The sequence below is a fragment of the Nostoc sp. genome (genome assembly GCF_036918015.1).
Taxonomy (GTDB): Bacteria; Cyanobacteriota; Cyanobacteriia; order Cyanobacteriales; family Nostocaceae; genus Nostoc.
Window position 1 is genome coordinate 1 of sequence record NZ_JBALEO010000041.1, and the last position, 24755, is coordinate 24755.

Genomic DNA, 24755 nt, shown 5'->3' on the forward strand with positions numbered 1-24755 from the left:
CCCAGCAGCTTGCGCCTGAGTGCTAAAGCTTGGATGTAAAGGGGTTCGGCTTCGCTGTATCTGCCTTGGGAGTCGTAGAGTCCCGCTAGGTTGTTCAGGCTAGAGGCGACATCTGGATGTTCTTCACCCAGCAGCTTGCGCCTGAGTGCTAAAGCTTGGATGTAAAGGGGTTCGGCTTCGCTGTATCTGCCTTGGGAGTCGTAGAGTCCCGCTAGGTTGTTGAGGCTAGTGGCGACATCTGGATGTTCTTCTCCCAGCAGCTTGCGCCAGAGTGCTAAAGCTTGGATGTAAAGGGGTTCGGCTTCGCTGTATCTGCCTTGGGATTCGTAGAGTGACGCTAGGTTGTTGAGGCTACTAGCTAAGTCTCTATCCAAACCTAACTCTTTTTGCAGTTCAACAGCCTTGCAAATATACTCAATTGCTAAGTCTTGTTCGGTTTTATAATCTTGAGACTCACCATGCTGTAATCTTCTTCTGTAAATATTCCCCAGGCTTAAATACAACGTAACCAAACTAGGATCTTTTTCTCCCCTTTGCTGTTCTGTTTGCTCAATTAACTTTCTTAAGTCTTCTATAGGCAAAAAATAAGGGTTCTCATCATCAAAGCCTGAAAACTCGCTCTCAGTAAATGCAAAGCGTATAGGTTCCAGTTCTCTACGAGAAACTGCAATAGTCTTTCTAGATAAAAATCGGAATACACCCTTGCGCCAACTCCAGAAATCTGGGGCTTTTTTAATCAAGTTGATTAAAATTTGGTTAGTTACCCAAAGAATAATTGGATAAGGAAACTCGCGTAAAGCTTCCCTTGTCCATTGCAAGTAACCAAAAAAGATTTCTTGTTGCGATCTATCCTCTCCTTGTTTGAGAAAATAAAGCTGCTCTACACCTGTTACAGTAATCACAGCTTTACCTCCCCCAAGCAAATATTCTTCACTTTGTACCAAGTGATAAAGAGCCGCCCTAAGACTCGGTTCACCCCCCGCCAATATGACTCGATAAGTACGAAATTCAGGTTCTAATTCTGCTGCATACTGAGCAATGATTTGCTCTCGTAAATTTAAGTCATCACAAACACCTATTAGCAGACTCAAACCCTGTTCTTTCGCCTGAATACTCACAATCAAATCATCATAAGCATCTTGATTTTGTTCGTCACTCTCAAATAATTCCTTGGCTGCCATTTATCAACCCCTGTTCTTTCAATAGTTCCACAACAATCGGGTGAACATCGTACCAGTTTTGACGATTGCGATATTCCAAAACATAAAGCCCGTGGAGCAAATCTAAAAACTCTGGATCTTTAGGATCATCAGGGATAAAATTTTCATAAGTAATTCGTAATATTTCATAATCCAACTTACCTAAAGGCACAGCAAAGTCATTACGAATACTATTAATTGCTTTATCTAAAATATCATCATCAATAATTACTGCCTCTCCCGGTTTGTGCCGGATTAAACGCAGACAAATTCTGCAACATTCATTAGCAATTCTAATTAGTTCTCGCAGCACACCACCGCTATTTAAAACAATTTTTTCTGCGGCTGGTATTTCTATCAAATCATCTGCAATCCGCTTATTTAAGATTTCACACAAAACATCTTGAGCCTCAGGGCGAGGTTGTGAGCCAGCCTGACGACTTTTGCCCTTCTCAAACAACTTCAAAACAGGCATAACCACAATTTGATCGTTTGTTTCCGTCTCAATTAATGGTCTGAGAAACTTATCTCGTAAAACAGCAATAGGTATAGTGTAAATGATTCTAAAATTAGGTAAACAGAGAGCTTTGATATTATCTCGATAAATATCATTAACTCTTCCCAGTTCCAGCTTATCTAGGTCATCAATAATCACTAAAACATCTTTCTTAGAAGCTAGTCTTACCAAAGCCGCAATTTCATTAATACGGGCAACCAAATCTGTGATTTTTCTCTCAAACTCCTGCTTAATTTCATAACGAACAGCAGCATCAGCTTTTAATTTCGTGCTAATTAGTTTGAGCAAGTCAAAACCCACAGAACTTTCAGCTTCAAGATTTAGCTCCTCAGTCTTAGTTCGAGTTGCAAACCATTTATACAAAGCATCTTTAGTTGACTGAGGAATTTTAACCTTGCGTGCTTCTGCCTCTGTCATTAAATTAACTGCAATGGCAAACAGAATATTAATATGGTTAACATCCGACATTTCAATGGTGTCAGATATGGAGAATGAAACCACAAAATAACGGTCGTTAAATTGCCTGCTAAATTCAGCTAACAACGTAGATTTACCACAACCCCGATGTCCCGTGAAAATAATCTTGCCATCACCATTAGGACTGTCTTCAACTAATTGTTCTAACTCTTCAATTACTTCACCACCGTAATCAACTCGGAATTGATCTAATTCCTTTTCTTGCAGGAGCGGCAATAACTCCAGATTTCTATATGCTTTCTGAAATGATTTTAATAATTCTTCAGACATTTGCTCTTAGGGGCTAAGGGTAAAGGTAAGGATTCAGATGTCAATTTACATTCTAAACTAGAGCGATGTCTACGACGGGCTACCCCAACGCCCTCACAACACCATCATTCCACCTCAGAACACGACACTCCGAGCTTGGAACACGACACTCTGAGCTTGGAACACGAAACTCCGAGCTTGGAACACGACACTCTAAGCTTAAAACACGACACTCCGAGCTTAGAACACGAAACTCCGAGTTAAAGCGATCGCTCCTTCAAGTTTTAGGATGGTAGGCTTTGCGCAAAACCTGTAAATTTGTATCCCCATGTAGTCTATTCTGGATTTGTGGGAAGACAAAGCGTAGCTTTGGCTCTTTGGGGTTCTTATTTGTGATTTATGCAAGGGGTCTATTTTTTTTAATTTCATATATTCCCAGCAAACCTGCTGCTAATAGCAAAGGTAAGTAATAGTAGACTCCCCGATAAGCTAACATTGAACCCAAAACTGCCGCCGCCGAAACTTTTGAAGAGAGAATCAGCAAAATTATAGTTTCAAATACTCCCAAACCACCGGGGACATTACTAACAACACCTGCAAACATCGCTAGTAAGTAGATACCCAAAAAGTCTAGATAGGACAAAGATATATTGCTAGGAAGTAAAACATAAAGAACTGCTGCCGCAAGAATCCAGTCAAAACTAGAAATTGCAATTTGAGCCAGAGATATTTTTAAAGAAGGAAATCGAAATTCATGGCCACGAATTATTAACGGTTGTTTAATAAAAATACTTCCTAGTAAATAAACCGCAACTAATAGTAGAAAAATTACGCCAATGGGACGCACAGTAGCAAAAGGTAAATGTAACTGAGTGGGAATTTTGAGGGGGTTGATGAGGAACAAGAAACCTGCAACGGCAAACATTCCCAACCAAAAGGTAAAATTGGCGAAAGCAATTACTTGAGCGATCGCAACTGCTGACACTCCCCAAGTTGAGTAAAATCGATAACGGATAGCACTGCCAGTCAGCAAGGCAAAACCGATGGTATTACTAAATGCAGAGCTAATAAAATTAGTGAAAGCTATCTTATTCCAGCTTAAAGAACGATTAATGTAGTTAAAACCTAAGATATCGTACCCAATCATCACTAGATAGCCCAAAGCTGTCAGCCAAATTGCCCAACTTACGCGACTTTTGGGAATAGCAGCTAGAGAGTTGAGGATATCACGATAATTATACTGACGTAATTCGTTTGCGATCGCCCACAGGGAAAGCAGCAGCAGCAACAAGCCAAACAAAGAACTGAAATTGAGTCGCAGCTTTTTAAGCATCATTAAGAAACTCATCCTAACTCTTGACTTTTAATTTACAACCAGTCGTAAAGTTTCCATCTTGTTGACACAGCGTTGACATACCGTTTGCATAAGCTTTGGAAGGCAAGCAACGACTAACTACCCCATGCCCAATGCCTTTCAAAGATGAACTACAAACAATCTCAAATTCTCTTGCTATTTTCAGTATTAACCCTAGTTGGCTGTAATTTCTCCCAAGGTGTCGTCGCAAAACCACCGCAACAGCAGGATTTACAAACAAAGCCTTCCATTCTTCCAACCCAGCGCAATACTAGCAACTCAGCGACTCTCCTAACCTACAAAATTGAAACCTACGATAGTCAAGCAATGGGTGCAAGTCGCACTTATGGCGTTTCTTTACCTCCTGGCTATGAGCAAAACCCAAAACAAAGGTATCCTGTAATCTTTCTCCTCCACGGTGGACACGGTAATCCCAGTGATTGGTTTATTCAGAATAAGGGACAAGCTCTCAAGACTGTAGAACAACTTTATACTACAGGTAAGTTGCCACCCAGCATCATCATTACACCAGATGGCAATGACAAACGCGGCTCTAGTCCCTACCGAGATCCCGAATATATCGATGGCCCTAACGGTAAAGTCTCTACAGCCGTAGGCGATGAGTTAGTAAAAGTTGTGCAAAGCCGTTATCGTACAATAAATAATCCAAATTTTTGGGCGATAGGTGGCTTATCGTCTGGCGGTTGGGGAGCAATGAATGTGGGATTACACAACCTAGATCGTTTCTCAATTTTATTTAGTCATAGTGGTTATTTTAATGATAAAAGTGGCCCAGCAAATAGCCCAATATCTTATATTAAAACCATTCCTATACAAGCTCAAAAAAGGTTAAAAATTTATCTAGATTCGGGTACATCAGATACTGATGAAATCAGGGAAGCAGAGCGATTTAGTAAAGTCCTAAATCATCTGAAAATTTATAATTCATTTCGTGAGTTTCCTGGCAGTCACACTTGGCAATACTGGCGAAAACATTTAGCAAACTCATTGACATTTGTCGGCGAACAATTTCGAGCTTCTGAAACAGCAAACATGGCTGATAATTTAAATATTAATCAAAAGAAAACTAATCGAAATAATTCAAAATCCCTGTGATCGACAATACTACTTTGCAAAACCGTTGATATTTAAACATTAATGTGAAAAACTCTACTGCAATTTCTCAGCAGATTAATTATAGTAAGTTCTAACGGAGGTGATTTTTTTAGCTGTAAAAGAATATGAAGATTTATAAATTGTTAATTAGCATAGTAGGAGCGATCGCACTTCTTACTACTGCTGGTTATTATTATGTATTCATCTTAGGTGCGCCACAACTAGACCCACCCAAAAAAGAGGCAAATACTGGGCTAAAGTTTCAATTAGCAACCTTCAACTCCCAAGCGATGGGTGCAGTTCGTAACTACGGCGTGATTTTGCCCCCTAGTTATAATAACAATCCACAAAAGCGCTACCCTGTGATATTCTTACTACACGGTGGTCATGATGATGCTCGTGCTTATGCTAATAAATACGCACTCTTAGACGTATTGCATGAACTTTATCAAAGTGGAAAATTACCGCCATCGATTGTGATTACACCTGATGGTAATGATAATCGCGGTTCTAGTCCTTTATACGACCCCGATTACTTTGATGGGCCGAATGGGAAAGTGGGAACTTTGATTGGTTCAGAATTAGTACAAGTTGTCAAGTCGCGCTACCGTACTTTGAAAGAACCCCAATTTTGGGCGCTAGGAGGTCTATCTTCTGGAGGATGGGGTGCATTTAATATCGGATTACGCCATCTCAACAACTTTCAGATTTTGTTTAGTCACAGTGGTTACTTTACTGATGACAGCGGTTCACAAAATAGTCCTCAACAAATTGTGCAACAGCTAACCGTTCAAGATAGGAAGCGATTGCGTGTTTACCTAGATGCGGGTGTGAACGATACTAATTTACTAGCTTCTACCAAAGTCTTCAACGAAACCTTAAATAAATTAGGCATTGCTCACGTATTTTATGCATTTCCTGGAGGTCATGGTTTGTCTGGTGCTAATGTAGGCTGGAACTACTTTCACAAACATCTTAAAGATTCACTCTCCTATGTTGGAGAACAGTTTAAACAATTAGGAGTTAAGAGTTAAGAGTTTTAACGCCAAAACAAATAACTAATACTTCTCTACGAGAGGCTGCGCCAATGGCTACGCTCAGTACAAGTGACAAATGACAAATGACAAATGACAAATGACAAATAATTTAAAAACTAAGATTGGACTTTGGAGTGCAGCTTTCCTAACAGGTTTAGTCGGAGTAGTAAATTTATTATCAGCAGTGACACCTAACCTGTATGGGCGGACTCACTGGTTAAAAGAATTTTTACCATTTGAAATTCGCGCCAGCGGTCATATATTCGCAGCATTGACTGGGTTTGTTTTATTAACACTTGCTACTAATTTATTACGCCGAAAAAGAATAGCCTGGTTACTGACCATTGCTTTACTAGTAATTTCTATTTGCAGCCACTTGCTGAAGGGACTGGACTATGAAGAAAGTCTACTCTCTGGAGTTTTGCTAGTGCAATTAATTTTGATGCGCCATTATTTCACGGCGCAATCAGACCGTCCTTCCATTGCACGAGGAGTCAGAGTGCTGATAGGCGCTTTATTATTTACCCTGGCATACGGAACTATTGGATTTTACTTGTTAGATGGTAAGTTTTCAGAGAATTTTAATTGGCGTGAAGCAATAGTTCAGACTTTGGCGATGTTCTTCACCGAGGATAATTGGGGACTGCAACCAAAGAGTCGATTTGGAGAATTTTTTGCTAATTCTATCTATATTATTGCCGCAGGTACTATTACTTATGCAATGGTAATGCTCTTGCAACCTGTATTTTGGCGCAATCTGGCAACTACAAACGAGCAACGAAGAGTTAAAGAAATTGTCGAGCAATATGGATGTTCTTCTTTAGCAGCGCTTACACTCTTAAATGATAAAAGTTATTATTTCAGTCCTTCAGGTAATAGTGTAATTGCTTATGTTCCCAAAGGACGGGGTGCGATCGCCTTGGGAGATCCCATCGGCCCCATTGAAGACCGCAAAGAGACAATTATTGCTTTCCAGCAGTTTTGCCAGCGTAACGACTGGTATCCTGGCTTTTACCAAACTATGCCCGATGATGTTGAGCTTTACAAATCATTGGGGTTTAAAGTACTTAAGATTGGAGAGGAAGCGATCGTTGACTTAAAAAGTTTTACCTTACAAGGTAAAGCCGGTAAAAACTTTAGACCATCAATTAGTCGTTTAACTAAACTAGGATACCAAATCGACTTTTACCAACCACCCATTGCCAATGATTTATTGCACCGACTCAAACCTGTGAGTGATGAATGGTTGAAAATGGTACAAGGTTCAGAAAAACAATTTTCTTTGGGTTGGTTTGACGAAGCTTACCTGCGAGAGTGCGAGATTGCTGTGGTGCATAATCCTGAAGGTAATATCAGCGCCTTTGCCAACATTATCCGGGAGTACCAACTTAACGAAGCGACTATTGATATGATGCGACATCGCTCGTCTCTTGAAAATGGCACAATGGACTTTCTATTTATTTCCCTGCTTCAACATTTTAAAGAGGGTGGCTACGACAGCTTTAATTTCGGTCTTTCTGCGCTAGCGGGAGTTGGAGATAACCCGGAATCGCGCCGCTTGGAGAAAGTATTGCATTATCTTTACGAGCATTTGAATCGTTTCTACAACTTCAAGGGACTACACGCCTACAAAGACAAGTTCCGCCCCCGTTGGGAACCGCGTTACTTGGCTTACCCCAGTTTAGCCACCTTACCAGATGTAGTTGTAGCATTAATTCGCGCAGATTCAGGCGATCGCCTCTTCGATTATTTCAAACCCGGAGCGTGAACTACCCATACTAACCACGAGCTATGTCTACACAATTTGGCATTTTTATGATACAATTGTACTATCAAACTATGAATGTCCGGTGAGTATGCAGCGCGAAATTTACCAGACGATGCCCAAAATTTGTAGTAAATGAACGCCCATAATTAGAGAGACGCGATAAATCGCCGTCTCTACAGGGAATTGAATTTTGAATTGTTAATGACCTTTATGTAGAAGGTAGCAATATGACGAATAATCAAATTTCTCTGGTAGAATTAATCCAAATTTTTACACAGTACCGCAACAATATTATCGTCAATATCAAGCACCTACAAGAACATTATCAAAGAACAGGTATCAAGCGTGTTAAAGGTGTTAGAAACGAAAATGGGGAACTGCTTCAACCTTGGTTAAGAACAGAATATATTGATAATGCTGAGTATGTAAGTATGGGCGATTTTCAGTTTAATCGCAATACTGCTACTCTCAATATGCTTATCAAACGTAAAGTCAAACTTGCCAAATTTGAAGACCAAACCCCCACTATTGAGGTAGCAGGTTTGCTAGTTAATGACCTCAATAACTTTAATAACTATACAATTGTCAGTGACGGCAAAATCAACGTAAAGTCTTTAGTAGTCAAAATCAGCAATAAAAAAGCCTTTGACTTACTCAAAGAGAAAGGCATACTGGATGTAGAAGAATTTGATTTCTGTGCTGAATATACCATTCAGTTAGATAACTTGCCCCTTGTAGCTGCTAATAGTTATTACAGCAGCATTGATGGACTATTCAATGAACTAGCAGAAATTAAAGTACTGACTAGTATTATTTGCGCTCACTTGAAAAAGGAATCAGATGTATTTATCGAGGCGCAGATAGATGAATTTAAAAAGCACTATCTGTCTAAGAATACTTACATCAACTTTCCTACAGCTACCGAATACACTGATATTAAAGAAGCTTTAGCTAATGGTACTCTTGACTCAAAATTGAGCTATAAAATCGATATCGGTAGTCAAGATATTCTAAACTTGAGCAAGTTACCTTCTGCTAACAAGTTTCTCAATAGAATGTATCGTCTTTATGATAGAATAACTGGAGAAATTTTCATCAAGCCTAGTTTTGAGATGGCATTGAATGAAAATCTTGCTTTTCGGCACAGGCTACTATCATCACGCACCAAGATTACAAAAGTTGACGAATTGATGAAACCAATTTTTGATGATTTTCTTGGACTTGAGCAAAATGGTATTGTTGGAGGTATTCTTAAGAAAGTTAGTGCTGATAGTTTGGCGCAGTTATTGCAGGATAAACAAACTGGTAAGCAAATCAGCAAAGAGGAAATGGTTGCAGCTTTAACAGCAGCAAGTAACAAGCTAGAAAAATATGCAAACAATATATACCAAGACAAGATATCTCCCTTAGTATTTTACATTGGTTCTACTGGACTATTGCCAGAAAAAATACAAGCAACAGCCATGACTGCTGAGGAAGCTGCTGCTAAATACCCAAATTTGCAATTTTCTAAAGATGAGCAAGAAGGTACTTTTTTTGCAGTTGATGATAGTATTATCAGCATCTATGCAAAAACTGAATATTACAGCAAACTTATTTCTGTAGGTGTAGACAATTAGATTGGATATACTAATCTAATTTGATTTCTGAGAATGCAAATATTAGAACCCCGACTTATCAAATGAGTCGGGATTCAATACGGTTAGGTTAAGGTTTTTTGATGAAAATTATAGATCGCAAATATCAATAAATCATCACAAAGACGCGATAAATCGCCGTCTCTACAAAAGACTGATTATTGTAAAGACGGCGATTTATCGCGTCTCTTGTCTTAACCGAACTTGAAGGATTTTAAAACCTGGTAGCAACTACGTATTTATTTTAAGTTTTAGTATATAAAAATTTAATATTTAAGTTGAGTAGAAACAGCAATGTATAATACAATACTTAAAATAAATGGATCAGAAACCACAGATATAGCAATCCAATTTGATTTTTGAACTTATTTGCGTAAGTAGGAGTAGGGAATTTCTTACAACTCAGATAGGATTGCCATATGGTTTTATGTTTTTGTGACTCAAGACAGAGCCGCTATTGTCTTGTTATTTTGATATATCACTTTGCAAAGTTAATTTTATTACCTGATATAGCAATAGATTTACTAATAATCTTTAAGAAAATTACGCAGAAATCAGCTTCAATGAGACAATCTGACCTAATCTTCTCAACCTAAAGGAAGACATGAACGATCGCAAAAAGGCTCTCCAGGCTCTCGCCGCTGAACGTTGGCGGGTATCCTTGATTCTGACTGGAGCCATGATGTTTATTTACTTTGGCTTTATCCTATTAATTGCGTTCAATAAGCCCCTGCTGGGGTCATTAGTAGTTCCTGGTCTGAGCCTGGGAATTTTACTAGGAGCGTTGGTAATTGTCTCAGCATGGGTATTAATTTTTATCTACGTGCGTTGGGCAAATAGTAGTTACGACGACCAAATCGCCAGGCTGACACGCAAGTGAAGAGTGCTGAGTTAAAAGTGCTGAGTGCTAAGTGCTGAGTAGTATTTGACCCACTCAGCACTCAGCACAGAATAAAGTGAATTAGCTATTAGCAATTTCTAGTCCCAAATCCAAAATACTAAACCAAAAAAGCATGAATAGTGTGTGGTTCGATCTGCCACTGGCGGCGGATATTACCAGTCTTGGTAAGTTTAACCCGTTGGCGATCGCTTTCTTTTTTCTATTTGTTGTAAGTTCTCTAGGCATTACCTATTGGGCGGCAAAGCTTACCAAAAATACGGCACAGTTCTATACAGCTGGCGGTAAAATCAGCGGTTTCCAAAATGGGCTGGCCCTAGCAGGAGACTTTATGAGTGCAGCTAGCTTTTTAGGTATCGCTGGGCTGGTGGCACTCAACGGCTTTGATGGCTTAATTTATTCTATCGGCTTCCTGGTGGGCTGGCCGATTGTTATGTTTCTAATTGCCGAACCACTACGTAACTTAGGTAAATACACTTTTGCTGATGTAGTGGCTTTTCGCTTGCAGCAAAAACCTGTACGTATTGCATCTGCCATTGGAACGCTGGTAGTGATTAGCTTTTACTTAATTGCCCAGATGGTAGGTGCTGGGGAATTAATCAAACTACTATTTGGCTTTGATTATGAATTAGCTGTGGTCATCGTCGGTTGTGTGATGATGGCTTATGTGATTTTTGGCGGGATGATTGCCACCACTTGGGTACAAATTATCAAAGCAGTTTTGTTGCTCGGCGGAACTGTTTTACTCGCTATCTTGGTACTGGCACGATTTGGCTTTAACCCGATCGCTCTTTTCGCTGCTGCATCTGAGAAGTATACAGGTGTATTAGCTCCGGGCAAACTGGTTTCTAACCCTTTGGATGCTATCTCTTTAGGGATGTCGTTGATGTTCGGCACTGCTGGACTACCACACATTCTGATGCGTTTCTACACAGTACCCGACGCTAAAGCAGCGCGGCTCTCTGTTACTTACGCCACAGCTATTATTGGCGTTTTTTATCTCCTTACCTTCATTCTGGGCTTTGGAGCGATGGTGCTGGTAGGTAAAGATGCCATCGAGAAAATTGGTACTGGTGGTAATATGGCTGCGCCGATGTTGGCAGAATTTCTCGGCGGTGATGCTTTCTTAGGTTTTATTGCCGCTGTTTCTTTTGCAACGATTTTGGCTGTTGTCGCTGGGTTGACACTCTCAGGTGCGGCTGCACTGTCTCATGATTTGTGGGTAAATGTGGTGCGCTCTGGTCATGCCGATGAGTCAGAACAACTGAAAGTGGCTCGCGGTGCAACAATGATTTTGGGGTTAGTGGCAATATTCCTGGGTATTTTATTTAAAGGGCAAAACGTAGCTTATATGGTAGGTTTAGCATTTGCGATCGCTGCGAGTGCAAACTTCCCAGCGTTACTCTTATCAATGCTGTGGCGACGCTTTACTACCAACGGTGCGGTTGCAAGTATGTTAGTAGGAACTGTCTCCTCTTTAGTACTGATTTATTTATCACCTACTATTCAAGTAACGATTCTCAAGCACGCTTCTGCACCCTTCCCCCTAAAAAATCCTGGATTAATCAGTATCCCACTGGCGTTTATTGTGGCGATTGTCGTTTCACTATTGAGTACTGAACAGGAAGCACTAGAAAAGTTTGCGGAAGTCGAGGATCGTATTCACATTGGTTCTGAAATGTGATTTTGTCATTTGTCATTTGTCATTTGTCATTGGAAAGATACAAGGTAGACAAGGAAGAGGGGATAGATAAGGAAAAAACTTGTTCAATAATTCACCCTTGTCCCCCTGGCTCCCCTGCTCCCCTGCTCCCCTGCTCCCCTGCTCCCCTGCTCCCCTGCTACTGCCCAAGTTCTTTGATATTATTCATCACTTGTTGGTACAAGTCGTTGTTACCTTGACTTTGAAAAATGTTTGCTGCTTGTTGTAAGTCCTTGAGTGCCCCCTGTTTGTCTCCATTGCTGGCGCGGGCATTTCCTCGGTTATTGTAGGCAGGGGCAAAGTTACGATTGAGGCGAATGGCTTGATTGTAATCTGCGATCGCACCCTTGGGATCTCCATTGGCAGCACGGGCATTTCCTCGGTTATTATAGGCGATCGCATATTTGGGGTTAAGGAGAATTGCTTGATCGAGATCGTCTATTGCCCCTTTTTTGTCTCCATTGGTGGCGCGGGCATTTCCTCGGTTATTGTAGGCTTCGGCATAGTTGGGATTGAGGCGAATTGCTTCACTGTAATCTTTAACTGCTTCTCTGTTGTTTCCCAGTGAGGCGCGGGCATTTCCTAAGTTATTGTGGGCTTCGGCGTCGTTAGGGTTGATGCGGAGTGCTTGATTATAATCTGCGATCGCTTTTTCCTTGTCTCCTAAATCGAAGTAGGCTAGTCCCCGCGCGTTGTAGGCAGCGCCATACTGAGAATTTTGACTAATTGCCTTACCATAAGAAGCGATCGCAGCTTGCAAGTCGCCGTTTAAATGCTGATTCTTTCCCTGAAGATAAAATTCCCCACCTCTGGATGTTGTAGCTGAACCACGGCTAGGTTGACTAACTCCTATTTCTGTTACTAATACATTGTCATTCTTACTACAAGAAATACTGCTAGTTGCTGTCAATGTAGTAAAAATAGCTATGGTAAATAAAGTATTTACCCTTGTTCGCTTTTGCCCAAATAAACGCCGTCTCATAAGTTAATATAAACTGCCATAATACCTGAATGGAATTAGTACCAAAATCCTAGATTTTAATTCTTTAGCTCAATAACTATTCTAACTTTTGATAGTCCTTTAAAGTTAATTGACAAATTTCCCTAATATTTTATAGATTTATCAAAGAAGGGACGAGGAAAGAATTATTAAATTTCAATATTTATTCTTCACAATAACTCTATAAATTCTGACATTTGTAGCCTGATGAACAATTTACTCATCTTCAGCTTCACTCTCTTGAGTTTTGGGCGTTAGCCGCCAAGAGGTATTTTTGTCAATATCTACAGACAATTGTTCTAGATTTTGCCCTAAATCTTTTTGGAGTTTCTGAGTTAGTGTAATCGGAAAATCTAAATTAATCCCTTGAGTTTGGGCTAGGTTTGCCAATTCTGTAAATGCAGCTTTGATTGTAGTCCGTTCATAACTAGTCAGCTTATAATCATAAGTTTCTAATATATTCTGAGCCTGCATGGCTTTTTTTATACGTTCTTGCAAATGCTCAAATTCTGAATTCAACAACTTCCATTGCTGCTCAAGTTGCGAGTATCTAGTACTTAGCGAGTTTAAGTCTTCTGTTGCAGGTTCGGGGCTGGCTTGGGCTTGTAAGTCTAACAAGTTTAGGTGAATTTGAGCAAGATAAATGCAGTCTAGGTAAGCATACTCTATCTGTTCTTCAGTCAGAGGGCGTTTTGCCCAATCGCTTTTTTGTTCTTGTTTATCGATATTATTAAAGCTACAAAGTGCTGTCGCTATTGTCTTGAGTTGGTAGTTGGGTAATGGCAAAAGATAATAGGGAATTTTTTTGGCCATTTCCAAAGTGCAAGTAATATTTTTGGCTTTCTTGCTACCGAGAAATTTTAGATCGTAACTGGCGTTGTGAAAAACCTTTTCAATGGCAGAATTTATCATAATTTGGTCAATAAATTCAGCTATAATAGTAGGCTTGTCTAAGACATCTAAAAGATAGACGCGATCGCCACTCATATCTTGAGGATTATCTAATACCTGAATCAGCGATAATCGGGGATTACGACTTTTATAGTCAGCGACTTCTGTATCTATCCACAGGGTTTTAGCGTTTGTATATTCAGCGACAATAGCATGAATTTCGCTAGCCGAAGTAAGGTAGGGCATTGGCTAATATTTCCTGATATTTAAGGCATTGTAAGTAAGCCATAGTTTTATAAAGTAACATTTTGTTGGTAAATTTGCTGGCACAGGATTGCAAAAAGGCTGAAGTTTGAAATTCGTCATAGACATCGCCAAATTGACTCAAATCTGATAACATCGAGTCACTACTGTGCAGTGGCATAGTCTACCATCAAAACAGCTACTCAGCATCTACCTTAAAGTCATAGAGAGCCACAGACTGTGTGTAAAGCCATCCTGGTTAGCAGCCGTCAGAAAAATTGAATTGGCATTTCTTAAAACTAGGCGCAAAATCTTAGCTTCAAGAAATCGTCCAAATTTCAATTTTCAGCAACCTGAGCTATTGCTTAAGCACTTTTGCTACTTCACTTTTAATTGTTTTTTTAAATTTGTTCCTCATCATCACACACACCTCAATTAACCGCTTCAAGTACTCAATTCGGAGATAGATAATGAAAAAGCTAATTCTATTAGTAGTTAGTAGCATTTTGGTAGTTGGTACTTTTGGCTGCCAAGAGGCTCCTAAAACTGGTTCAGAAACTCCTAGCACAACTAATGAAGCCGCTCAAGCACCAGCAAAACCAGCTTCGCAGACAAATGAAACTGCCAAAGTTCCAGAAACACCAACTACTCCTTTAACAACTAATACAGGTACGAAAATTAAAACCGATGCTGAAAAAACGGCAGCAACAAAAGCTAAGAGCGATTTAAAAACTGAAGTTAGCGCAAAGTTGAATAAAGGCTTACCAGGCAACAAGTTACAAGTTGAAAACAAAGAGGGTGAAATTATCCTCAAAGGTACAGCCGCTTCTGTTGAAGAACTCAAGAAAGCTGAAACCTTGGCTAAAGAAGTTCAAGGTGTGAAGACAGTCAAGGTAGAAGCAAAAGTTGATACTGTGAAAAAGCCATAAAAGAATAACTGAAGCTTTCAGTTAACATCGGCATAAAGCCAAACAGAGACTTACATCTGTGTAAGTCTCTGTTTTTGCTATAGCTATTTTCAGGTAAATAGATGATGTGGTGGGGCATTAGTGTCAACTTAACGTGAAACCGCTTGTCCGCCGGGAATTGAAATTCCCGTCTCATAGCTAAAGTCATCTGAAGATGACTAAATATCGCCAAAAATCTCCAGTCTACTTCAGTAGACTTAAGCCTAAAAGCCAAAGAAATTTATTTCTGGGCGGGCATGGAAGCCAACAGTTAAGCTATTTACAGCTTAAGTTGACACCAATGGTGGTGGGGGCACTCCTACTACTATGGTTAATAGTTAAAGTCTATAAAAAAGACTGAGAAATGTTTTCAGTCTACTTGAGTAGACTGAAATTTAGCTATGGCTTACTTATAATTAATTCTATTTTCTCATCTTTCAACTTCCATTATTTGAACCTCGATAAATTCGCTCCATCTGCTCTGGAGAAAGGCGTTTCATTGGAAACCACTCAAATGCAGAAATAGACACTTTCTCATAAGATTGACCATCATCATGCTGGGTTTGAGGGGAATTCACTGCTCCATTGGGATTTGGAAGCTGAACCCTGAAGGACTCATCTATTTCTGATTCTAGAAGCTGAGTTTGAGGCAAAACATAAGCGTGCTTCTGGGGATCGTATGCGAAAACTTCTCCTGTTTCAATGTGATAAATCCAAGCATAAATGCTGAGTTCTCCCTGATAAAGCTTAGAGTGAATCACTGGATATGTCCGCAAATTTTCAATTTGAGTAAGAACATTTTCGGCAATCATAATCTCTAGCAGTTCTTCGCCGTCGTAGTGACTGTAGTGGTCGAGAACTAGCCTTCGAGTTGCCTCTGCATATTTAAGCCAATCATGTACAAGCGGCATTTCATCGCTGAGATTGTGTAACTTCATTAATCCTTTCATTGCACCGCAATGAGAGTGACCACAAATAATAATTTGGCGAATATCTAAAGCTTGAATAGCATATTCAATTGTCGCACCTTCACCGCCATTACTTGCCCCATAGGGTGGAATGATGTTACCTGCATTGCGAATGACAAATAATTCACCAACTTGGGCTTGTGTAATTAGATTTGGATCGAGACGCGAATCAGAACAGGTAATAAATAATACTCTGGGCTTTTGAGCCTGTGAAAGTTGCTCAAACAATTGTTGATGTGTCGAAAAATAGCTAGATTTAAATTCGCGCAGACCTTTAATTAATCTCTTCATTACTAAGTTCTAGAAATTTTTGGGGTTCAGAAACAAATTACATACATCAGATTGAGGTAGTAAAGAGGGGCTTTCTTTCTACGTTTTTCCAATTGTAAATATTACTATATTATAAATTCATTTAGTGCTTCTAATACCCTCTACCATTGGGGTGAGTTGCTTTTTTCACTTCCTCCCCCCTGTTACTTACTAACTCACATTACTGTATCAGAATGCCTCGATCTTATTTCAAATTTTTGAATTACAAGTAATTAGTCGGACATGATATTATCTGCTCTGGGAAAATTTGATGGTCAGTTTGCGGCATCAAAATTTTCGCTGTACACTGAGCGATCGCCTGCGGTAAGCCTTTTGGGTGAAGCTCGCAGGCTCACCGCAACGCGTCTACTATAATTTCCAATTCTCCCCCTTACCCTCTTGCGAATTCTTAATTAGTTGATACACTTGTTCTTCATTAGCCCAGGGAACCAGCGCCTATGGTGCACATCAAGCGCGTGGAACTTACGAACTTCAAATCCTTCGGTGGCACGACTTCTGTCCCTTTGCTACCGGGGTGTACTGTCATATCTGGGCCAAATGGTTCGGGTAAGTCTAATATCTTAGATGCACTGCTCTTTTGCCTGGGACTCTCCAGTTCTAAGGGAATGCGAGCCGAACGCTTGCCGGATTTGGTAAATAATACTCAAACGGCTAAAGGACGTGCTTCGATTGAGGCTAGCGTCACGGTGACATTTGATTTGTCGGATGAAATCTCACACAAAGACACAAAGGCACAAAGACAGGAAGTAGAGGAAGCAGGGGAGGCAGGGGAGGCAGGGGAGGCAGGGGAGGAAAATCCCAAATCCCAAATCGCTCGACTGAGCGAAGCCGAAGTCCAAAATGGCTCGACTGAGAGAAGCCGAAGTCCAAAATCGGCAGAGTGGAGTGTTACTAGAAGGCTACGAGTCACTCACCAAGGTACTTATACATCGAATTACTATATCAATGGTGTACCTTGCACTTTAACAGAGTTGCATGGAGAACTAAGTAACCTGCGGGTTTATCCTGAAGGCTACAATGTGGTGCTTCAAGGGGATGTCACCAGCATTATCTCGATGAATGCGCGGGAACGGCGGGAAATTATTGATGAATTAGCTGGGGTAGCGGCGTTCGATCGCAAAATTGTCCAAGCCAAATCAACTTTAGATGAGGTGAAGGAAAAGGAAGATAGCTGTCGGATTATTGAAACGGAATTAACTGCACAGCGCGATCGCCTTTCCCAAGATCGTGCTAAAGCTGAGAAATATCAAAAACTCCGCACAGAATTTCTAGCGAAACAATCCTGGGAAGCTGTTTTATCATGGCGTTCCTTGCAAACACAACAAGAAAAGTTAGTTCACGAAATTCAAACAGGCGATCGCAATTTTACTGAACTCACTACCCAACTTACAAACTTAAATTCCCAAATAGTCCAAAAAACTGCTGAACTGGAACAACTCAATGCCCACGTGAAAGCATTGGGAGAAGAGGAACTTTTGGCGGTACAAGCTACCCTCGCCACCCAAGAAGCAGAACGTAAACAACTCCAGCGTCAGCTAACAGAATTACAAACAGCTTCCCAAGAAACTGCCAAACGTCTAACTCAAACTCAACAAGAAATTCAAAAACATCGTCATTCCCTAGAAGAAATTGCCGAAACACACATTGTAGAGACGCGATTCATCGCGTCTTCCCAACAGCAAAGGGATGAAGCACAGCAATCTCTAGAAACCTCCCGCGAAGCCGCCGCAGAAATCGCCTCAGCTTCCGAAGCGTGGGTGCAGCAACAAACGGCATTCAACCGTCAAATTGAAGCTTTACTGCACACCCTAGAACCGCAACGCACCGAACAAGCACAGCTCCGGGAACGCAATAATCAGTTACAGCAACTTATCCAAGAGCAAACCCAGTTAATTGAACGCGACGAACCGCTATTAGCAGAAAAACAAACTGAATGTAATCGAGTTGAAACGGAATTTAACACCTCTAGCGAACCCATCCAAAATTTAGCTCAAAATCTCTCAGCCACAGAACAAGAACTGCAAATTCAACAGGAAACCCAAAAACGGTTACTTTTTGAACAACGAGAAAAACAACGCCAGTTGGATAAAATCGAGGCGCAAGCCCAAGCACAGCAAGAAGTTCAAGGAACCCAAGCGAGTAAAGTCATTTTACAATCGGGAATACCTGGACTTTGTGGCTTAGTTGTGCAGTTAGGAAAAGTGGAACCCCGCCATCAGCTAGCCTTGGAAATGGCTGCTGGGGGACGCTTGGGACATATTGTGGTGGAAGATGACAGCATCGCCGCAGCGGGTATTGAACTCCTCAAACAGAAACGTGCAGGGAGAGCGACTTTTTTACCACTGAATAAAATTCACGCTCCCAAATTTACTCAAGATGCAACGCTGCGTTTTGCTAGCGGCTTCGTTAATTATGCTGTGAACTTAGTGGATTGCGATCGCCGTTACAAAGATGTCTTCAGCTATGTTTTTGGTAACACGGTAGTTTTTGCCAACCTGGAAGCGGCGCGAAAAAATTTAGGACTGTATCGTATCGTCACCTTAGACGGGGAACTCTTAGAAACCAGCGGTGCAATGACTGGTGGTAGCAATAACCAGCGTTCGTCCTTGCGGTTTGGCAATGCGGAAGCGGGAGAATCTGATGAAGCGATCGCTTTAAAAACTCGCTTAGTGGATATTGAGCGGGTTTTAGAGCGTTGTACGGAAGCGATCGCAACTTTGTCAGCCAGAACCAAAAAACTCACGCAGGAACTCACAGAAGCGCGTCAAGCACGGCGCGAACAGCAGTTGCAATTGGAACAGTTGCAGAAAGACATTAAGAGTTTAACAGCACAATTAGAGGGGACGCGATCGCAACTCGCCCAAAACAGCCAAAAGTTAGCCACTGCTCAATCCCGATTAGAAATTTTAGAGCGGGAATTACCTGGGCAAGAAAATGAGTTGCAACAATTGCGACACGCATTAGCAGAGTTAGAAGCATCCCAAACCCCCAGTGAATGGCAACAAATCCAAGCAACCATTAAAATTCAAGAGCAACAATTGCAACAACGGGAAACAGCGTTAAGGGAAGCCGAACAAAGATTAAAAAATTTAGAAAATCAGCAACAACGTTTGCAAGAAAAAATCCAAGAAGCAGAAACGCGTATCACCGAATACGAAACCCAACAAATCTCTTGTAGAGACGCGATTCATCGCGTCTTGAGCCAAATCACAACGATAGACGAGCAAATCACTCAAACCCGTCTATCGTTGACTGAAATGGAGCAGAATTTGGGAGAAGAGAAACAAAAACGCGACGCTACAGAACTAGAAGTGCGATCGCACCTTTTGCGCCAACAACAATTGGAATGGGAAATCCAAAAACTCCAAGAAACCCAAGAGAAGCGGCGCGAGGAACTAATTGCACTACAAACTCAATTGCAGGATGTGGGAGCAGAATTACCAAATCCCTTGCCGGAAGTTCCAGATAAGGTAGATTTGGAGGAATTGCAGAAAGAATTGCGATCGCTTACCAAACGTTTACAGGCAATGGAACCTGTGAATATGCTGGCGTTGGAAGAATACGAACGCACTCAAAACCGTCTCCAAGAACTCACGCAAAAATTAGAGACACTAGAAGGAGAACGCACCGAACTACTTTTGCGGATTGAAAACTTTACCACATTGCGGCAACTTGCCTTTAAAGAAGCTTTCGATGCCGTTAATGAAAACTTTCAATCAATTTTTGCCATTCTTTCCGACGGCGACGGCTTCTTGCAACTTGAAAATCCTGAAGATCCCTTTAGCAGTGGGTTGAATTTAGTCGCGCACCCCAAAGGTAAACCGGTACAGCGCCTAGCTTCCATGTCTGGAGGAGAAAAATCACTCACAGCCTTGAGCTTTATCTTCGCCCTGCAACGCTACCGTCCATCGCCATTTTACGCCTTTGACGAAGTAGATATGTTCCTAGATGGAGCAAACGTAGAACGATTAGCTAGAATGATTAAACAACAGTCACAACAAGCGCAATTTATAGTTGTGAGTTTGCGTCGTCCGATGATAGAATCAGCCGAACGCACAATTGGCGTTACTCAAGCACGAGGAGCTTACACTCAAGTTTTGGGGATTAAGTTACAATCATCCAATACATCTGCTTGAGTTTTTGTTAATAATAGTGTATAGATAAACCACGTAATGTCCGACTTTCTCTCAAACCTAACCCCCAACCCCTTCCCTACCAGCGAAAGAGAGCAAAAATCAAAGCCTCTCGTTTACTGTAAGAGAGGAATGGAAGCGGGGTTGCAAGAAGAAGTCGCACATCGCGTTAAACCGGATTCGAGATCAGGACTCGGTATAGAATGACCTCCGAACAGATAATTAGGCGTTCCGACATATTAAATACCCAGGTGATTACCCGCGACAACGGCAAGCGGCTAGGCATCATCAGTCAAGTCTGGGTAGATATCGATCAAAGAGAGGTTGTGGCTCTTGGTTTGCGAGACAGCCTGATCTCCATTTCGGGCATACCGCGCTATATGTACCTCAACAACATCAGCCAGATTGGTGATGTCATCCTGGTTGATAACGAAGATGTCATTGAAGATATCGAAGTTGAATCTCTCAGTAATTTGATTAACTGGGAAGTAATTACAGAAACAGGTGAAGTCTTAGGCAAAGTTCGGGGCTTCAAGTTCAACGGCGAAACCGGGAAGCTTGAATCTATAGTCATTGCTTCTTTAGGATTGCCCCAAATTCCCGATCAATTTCTGAGTACTTATGAGTTCTCAGTAGATGAAATTGTCAGCACTGGCCCCAATCGCTTGATTGTGTTTGAGGGAGCCGAAGAACGAGTAAACCAGTTGACAGTTGGTTTACTAGAGCGCCTGGGTATCGGCAAGGCACCGTGGGAGCGAGATATAGAAGAAGAATATGGCGGCTATGCTCCACCACGTACAATTGCAGCACCCAATCAACTGCCTAGTGGAGTGCCATTGCAGCCACCCAGGCAAAAAGTTCGCGCTCCTGAACCCGTAGCGCGGGAAGAAGAATGGAATGAAGACTATGTGGAAGAAGAAAGGCCACAGCGTCAGGTAATGAAGGCGCGGCAGTATGAATCTATTCAATACGAAGAAGACGAGGAAGAAGATAACTGGAGCGAAGCAACGGGCAACGACAGGTATCAACAACCGCAGCCGCTAAAGTATGAAGCCAAGCCCTACAGCAAGCCTTATGTTGACGAATACGATGATTATGACGACGTAGACGGCGATGCTTGGGAAGATGCACCAAAGCCTGTGAATATTCCCAAAAAAGTCAAGGAAAGACAGCCAGAATATGAAGAAGAAGGTGGATATTAAGTAATTCGTAATTCGTAATTCGTAATTTAACCGGAAAATTACGAGGTATTTCTTAGATAAGTTTAGCCCTCTCCTTGCAAGTAAGGAAGGGGCTAATTTTTTAGGATAAGTGAGGAGTGGAGCAATACGGTTCGGTTAAGGTTTTTTGATGAAAATTCTAGATCACCAAAGATGCGATAAATCGCCGTCAAGACGAAAGACTGATTATTGTAGAGACGTCGATTCATCGCGTCTCTTGTCTTAACCGAACAGTATTGCAATGCGGGTTCCTTTGAGTCGGATGTCATCTGGTGCAAGGGTGTTGAAATACTCTTCCAGTTTCATAAAGCAAGACCCCTCGAATGAACATTCTACTTCAATCATAGAAGAACGCTAAAACAGTTTGTAACTAATTAGTTAAGTGTTCAGAAACTCACTAAAAACTGCTAGCGTCAAACAAAGTAAAATATCACTGTGGACTTTCGAGCTTGAAAACGCGTTCTAATTACTGGCAACTGCTGCCTTATATCCGACTCCAGTGGCAAACCATCGCCAGGGGACTTATTGGGATCTTGGGATACGTACTAGCAACTTTAGTATTAATTAATCTCGCCGGAAAATTGGCAACTCCCTTTGCCCAAGGTAATGTAGTAGCGATCGCACAAATAACTGGTAGCTGTGCTTTAGTATTTCTTGTCAGAGGCTTGTTTCAGTCTATACAGGATATGTACATGGCGAAAGCTGCTTTAAGAGTTGCTTTTCATCTCCGCCAGCAAGTCTACGCACATCTGCAAAAGCTAAATCTCAGCTATTTTGAAACAGCAAAAGCTGGTGATTTATCTTACCGCCTCACGGAAGATGTTGACCGCGTTGGCGAAGTGGTAAATAAAGTATTTCACGACTTTATCCCCTGTATTTTGCAGTTGCTAGCAATTCCGATTTACATGATTTATCTGAATTGGCAACTGACATTAGCAACAGTGATAGTTGCGCCACTGATGGGTATTTTAGTTGGCTGGTTTGGCGAACGCTTGGGCAAGTATTCCTTAAAAAGTCAAAATCGCGTGTCGGGTTTATCAGCCATCCTCGCGGAAGTTTTCAACGGTATTCGTTTGGTACAGGCTTTTGCTGCCGAAAATTACGAAATCGCCCGCTTTGGCTATGAAGCAGAACGCAGTCTCAAAGCCAAATACTCAGCCGAACGCCTCAAAGCAATTCAGATTCCCATCATCGGATTTCTAGAAGCCTTAAGTGCGTTATCGTTACTGATTGTGGGAGCGTGGCAAATTTCCCAAAATAACTTGACAGTGGCGAATTTTTTCAGTTATCTGGCGGCGGCGGCGCTGTTAATCGATCCTATTGGTCATACTACTAACAACTACAACGAATTTAAGCAGGGTGAAGCATCTGTTGACCGCGTTTTTGAATTGATGGCAATTCAGCCAACGGTAATCGAAAAAATAAATGCGATCGCTCTACCTCCAGTCAAAGGTAAAGTAGAATATCGTCATATTTCCTTCGCCTATAAGCGAGGTGAACCCGTATTAAAAGATATCAGTTTATTGGTATCACCAGGTGAAGCGATCGCTCTTGTAGGTGCTTCTGGTGCTGGTAAAACCACATTTGTCAACCTCCTCCCCCGTTTTTACGATCCAGAAGTTGGTCAAATATTCATTGATAATGTTGATATTCGAGATGTAAAGTTGCATAGTCTGCGGCGACAAATTGGGATTGTTCCTCAAGAAACCATCATGTTTTCCGGGACAATTGCCCAAAATATCGCCTTTGGACAATATATTTTTGACATAAAAGCAGTTAAAGAGGCGGCGAAAATTGCTAATGCTCATCAATTTATTAGCCAACTACCAGAAGGTTATAAGACTTGGGTAGGCGAACGTGGGGTAAACTTATCTGGTGGACAAAGACAAAGAATTGCGATCGCTCGTGCTGTTCTGCTCAATCCCCAAATCTTGATTCTGGATGAGGCGACATCAGCATTAGATTCTGAGTCAGAAGCGCTGGTACAGGAAGCGCTGGAAAGATTGATGGAAAAACGGACGGTGTTTATTATTGCTCACCGTTTATCGACAGTTAGAAGGTGCGATCGTATTTTAGTTCTCGAACAGGGTCAAATTGTCGAATCAGGAACCCATGAAGAATTATTAGCCCTAGAGCGTCGCTATGCGCGATTTTATGCTCAACAGTTTAGTTAAAGGTAGGGGAAGTTCGAGGTTTTGAGACAACGGAATTAGTTTTTGAGTTCACAAAATCTATTTTTAAGGTAGAAGAATGAGTATCTATGTATTCAATACCCAATACTGTCATACCAAATACTTCCATCTTCCATAATGGTATTACTAAAAATAGCCTTACGAATGTTATAAAAGCCTTCGACGGAACGCAAATCGGCATTGCTGAAGTTAGCACCATCGAAAGAGGAGTGGTTCACGAAAGCATCCCTGAGAATAGCATGGCTGAAATTAGCGCCATCAAAACCGCATTGGTACATTTCGGCTCTGCTCAGGTTGGCGTTGACAAAGGAAGTATTGATGAAGTTGGCTTGACCACCTCTAGCCTCACTCAAATTAGCACCGTTAAGAATGGCTTCATTCAACTGAGTTCCTTCCATATAGGCTCCCCTGAGATTAGCCCCAGTGAGATTGGTATTGTCCAGGTGAGCAGCTTCCAAAAAGGCTCCTTCCAAGTTGATCCCACTCAGGTCAGCCCCACTCAGATCAACTGCTCTCATAAACAAACCAGTTCTGCTGCAATTAACACTCCAAGCGAAGTTTCTTTCTCCCGCTTCATACCTATCCAACATTTCTTCAATATCCATAAGGGACTTCCAAGAAATAAATTATCCATCTTGTGGAGTGGGCATCTTGCCCGCACTAATTATGCAAATTAAAGGTGGAACAGATCACCACTCACCAAGCACAAAAAGTCATAATATACCGGTTCTCAATTGTATGGAATACAGACCTAACCCCCAGCCCCTTCCCTACAAGGGAAGGGCAGGGTGGTTTCATACAAAGAAAGAAAAAACTTTGTGCAGTTGATTGGAGAGGGCGCGTTGTGCTTGAGGAATAGTTCGGAAACGAAGTTGGC

18 protein-coding genes are annotated in these 24755 nt (G+C 41.4%); 10 read left to right on the plus strand and 8 right to left on the minus strand.

The window, feature by feature from the left end:
* The 3 genes from V7K61_RS09635 to V7K61_RS09645 all read right to left on the minus strand — a co-directional run.
* Positions 1-1181: tetratricopeptide repeat protein (locus V7K61_RS09635; RefSeq protein ID WP_335053096.1), on the minus strand; the 1181-nt coding region annotated here is incomplete at its 3' end.
* Entirely contained in the window at positions 1159-2463 is a 1305-nt protein-coding gene (locus V7K61_RS09640) for an ATP-binding protein (RefSeq protein WP_335053098.1), read from the minus strand. The genes V7K61_RS09640 and V7K61_RS09635, both read right to left, overlap by 23 nt.
* A gap of 376 nt (positions 2464-2839) precedes the next feature.
* Positions 2840-3775, minus strand: coding sequence for a lysylphosphatidylglycerol synthase domain-containing protein (locus V7K61_RS09645; protein WP_335053130.1), 936 nt, complete (start codon positions 3773-3775; stop codon positions 2840-2842).
* 147 nt (positions 3776-3922) lie between these two features.
* Here V7K61_RS09645 and V7K61_RS09650 point away from each other — a divergent pair, with 147 nt between their 5' ends.
* From V7K61_RS09650 to V7K61_RS09675, 6 genes are all read left to right on the plus strand, one after another.
* Positions 3923-4912, plus strand: a complete 990-nt coding sequence (locus tag V7K61_RS09650) for an alpha/beta hydrolase (protein WP_335053100.1) — start codon at positions 3923-3925, stop codon at positions 4910-4912.
* 125 nt (positions 4913-5037) lie between these two features.
* Positions 5038-5946: an alpha/beta hydrolase gene (locus V7K61_RS09655; RefSeq protein WP_335053102.1), complete on the plus strand. Its 909-nt coding sequence runs from the start codon at positions 5038-5040 to the stop codon at positions 5944-5946.
* 100 nt (positions 5947-6046) lie between these two features.
* Positions 6047-7717 carry a phosphatidylglycerol lysyltransferase domain-containing protein gene (locus V7K61_RS09660; protein WP_335053104.1) on the plus strand — a complete coding sequence of 557 codons (1671 nt, stop codon included), beginning with the start codon at positions 6047-6049 and terminating at the stop codon, positions 7715-7717.
* 227 nt (positions 7718-7944) lie between these two features.
* Entirely contained in the window at positions 7945-9336 is a 1392-nt protein-coding gene (locus V7K61_RS09665; RefSeq protein WP_335053106.1) for a hypothetical protein, read from the plus strand.
* A gap of 622 nt (positions 9337-9958) precedes the next feature.
* On the plus strand, positions 9959-10234 hold the full coding sequence (locus V7K61_RS09670) for a DUF485 domain-containing protein (protein WP_335053108.1): 276 nt from the start codon (positions 9959-9961) through the stop codon (positions 10232-10234).
* Between the two features lie 133 nt (positions 10235-10367).
* Positions 10368-11936 carry a sodium:solute symporter family transporter gene (locus V7K61_RS09675; protein ID WP_335053110.1) on the plus strand — a complete coding sequence of 523 codons (1569 nt, stop codon included), beginning with the start codon at positions 10368-10370 and terminating at the stop codon, positions 11934-11936.
* Positions 11937-12093: 157 nt separating this feature from the next.
* Here the strand turns inward: V7K61_RS09675 and V7K61_RS09680 are convergent, their stop codons facing one another.
* From V7K61_RS09680 to V7K61_RS09690, 3 genes are all read right to left on the minus strand, one after another.
* Positions 12094-12936, minus strand: a complete 843-nt coding sequence (locus V7K61_RS09680; RefSeq protein WP_335053112.1) for a tetratricopeptide repeat protein — start codon at positions 12934-12936, stop codon at positions 12094-12096.
* Positions 12937-13170: 234 nt separating this feature from the next.
* Entirely contained in the window at positions 13171-14091 is a 921-nt protein-coding gene (locus V7K61_RS09685; RefSeq protein WP_335053114.1) for a ribonuclease D, read from the minus strand.
* Positions 14069-14269: a hypothetical protein gene (locus V7K61_RS09690; protein WP_335053116.1), complete on the minus strand. Its 201-nt coding sequence runs from the start codon at positions 14267-14269 to the stop codon at positions 14069-14071. The genes V7K61_RS09685 and V7K61_RS09690 overlap by 23 nt, the downstream gene beginning before the upstream one ends.
* 289 nt (positions 14270-14558) lie before the next feature.
* Between V7K61_RS09690 and V7K61_RS09695 the strand changes: the two genes are divergently transcribed.
* Positions 14559-15017, plus strand: coding sequence for a BON domain-containing protein (locus V7K61_RS09695; protein ID WP_335053118.1), 459 nt, complete (start codon positions 14559-14561; stop codon positions 15015-15017).
* Between the two features lie 455 nt (positions 15018-15472).
* Here the strand turns inward: V7K61_RS09695 and V7K61_RS09700 are convergent, their stop codons facing one another.
* Positions 15473-16294, minus strand: coding sequence for a carbonic anhydrase (locus V7K61_RS09700; protein WP_335053120.1), 822 nt, complete (start codon positions 16292-16294; stop codon positions 15473-15475).
* A gap of 476 nt (positions 16295-16770) precedes the next feature.
* On the opposite strand from V7K61_RS09700, the gene smc reads away from it, so the two are divergent.
* The 3 genes from smc to V7K61_RS09715 all read left to right on the plus strand — a co-directional run bounded on the left by smc (position 16771) and on the right by V7K61_RS09715 (position 23860).
* Positions 16771-20469 (plus strand): chromosome segregation protein SMC, encoded by a 3699-nt coding sequence (smc, locus tag V7K61_RS09705; RefSeq protein WP_335053122.1) that lies wholly within the window; start codon positions 16771-16773, stop codon positions 20467-20469.
* Between the two features lie 200 nt (positions 20470-20669).
* Positions 20670-21668 carry a PRC-barrel domain-containing protein gene (locus V7K61_RS09710; protein ID WP_335053124.1) on the plus strand — a complete coding sequence of 333 codons (999 nt, stop codon included), beginning with the start codon at positions 20670-20672 and terminating at the stop codon, positions 21666-21668.
* A gap of 467 nt (positions 21669-22135) precedes the next feature.
* On the plus strand, positions 22136-23860 hold the full coding sequence (locus V7K61_RS09715; RefSeq protein ID WP_335053126.1) for an ABC transporter ATP-binding protein: 1725 nt from the start codon (positions 22136-22138) through the stop codon (positions 23858-23860).
* Positions 23861-23952: 92 nt separating this feature from the next.
* Here V7K61_RS09715 and V7K61_RS09720 read toward each other — a convergent pair whose 3' ends face one another.
* Positions 23953-24483 carry a pentapeptide repeat-containing protein gene (locus V7K61_RS09720; RefSeq protein ID WP_335053128.1) on the minus strand — a complete coding sequence of 177 codons (531 nt, stop codon included), beginning with the start codon at positions 24481-24483 and terminating at the stop codon, positions 23953-23955.
* Positions 24484-24755 lie beyond the last annotated feature (272 nt).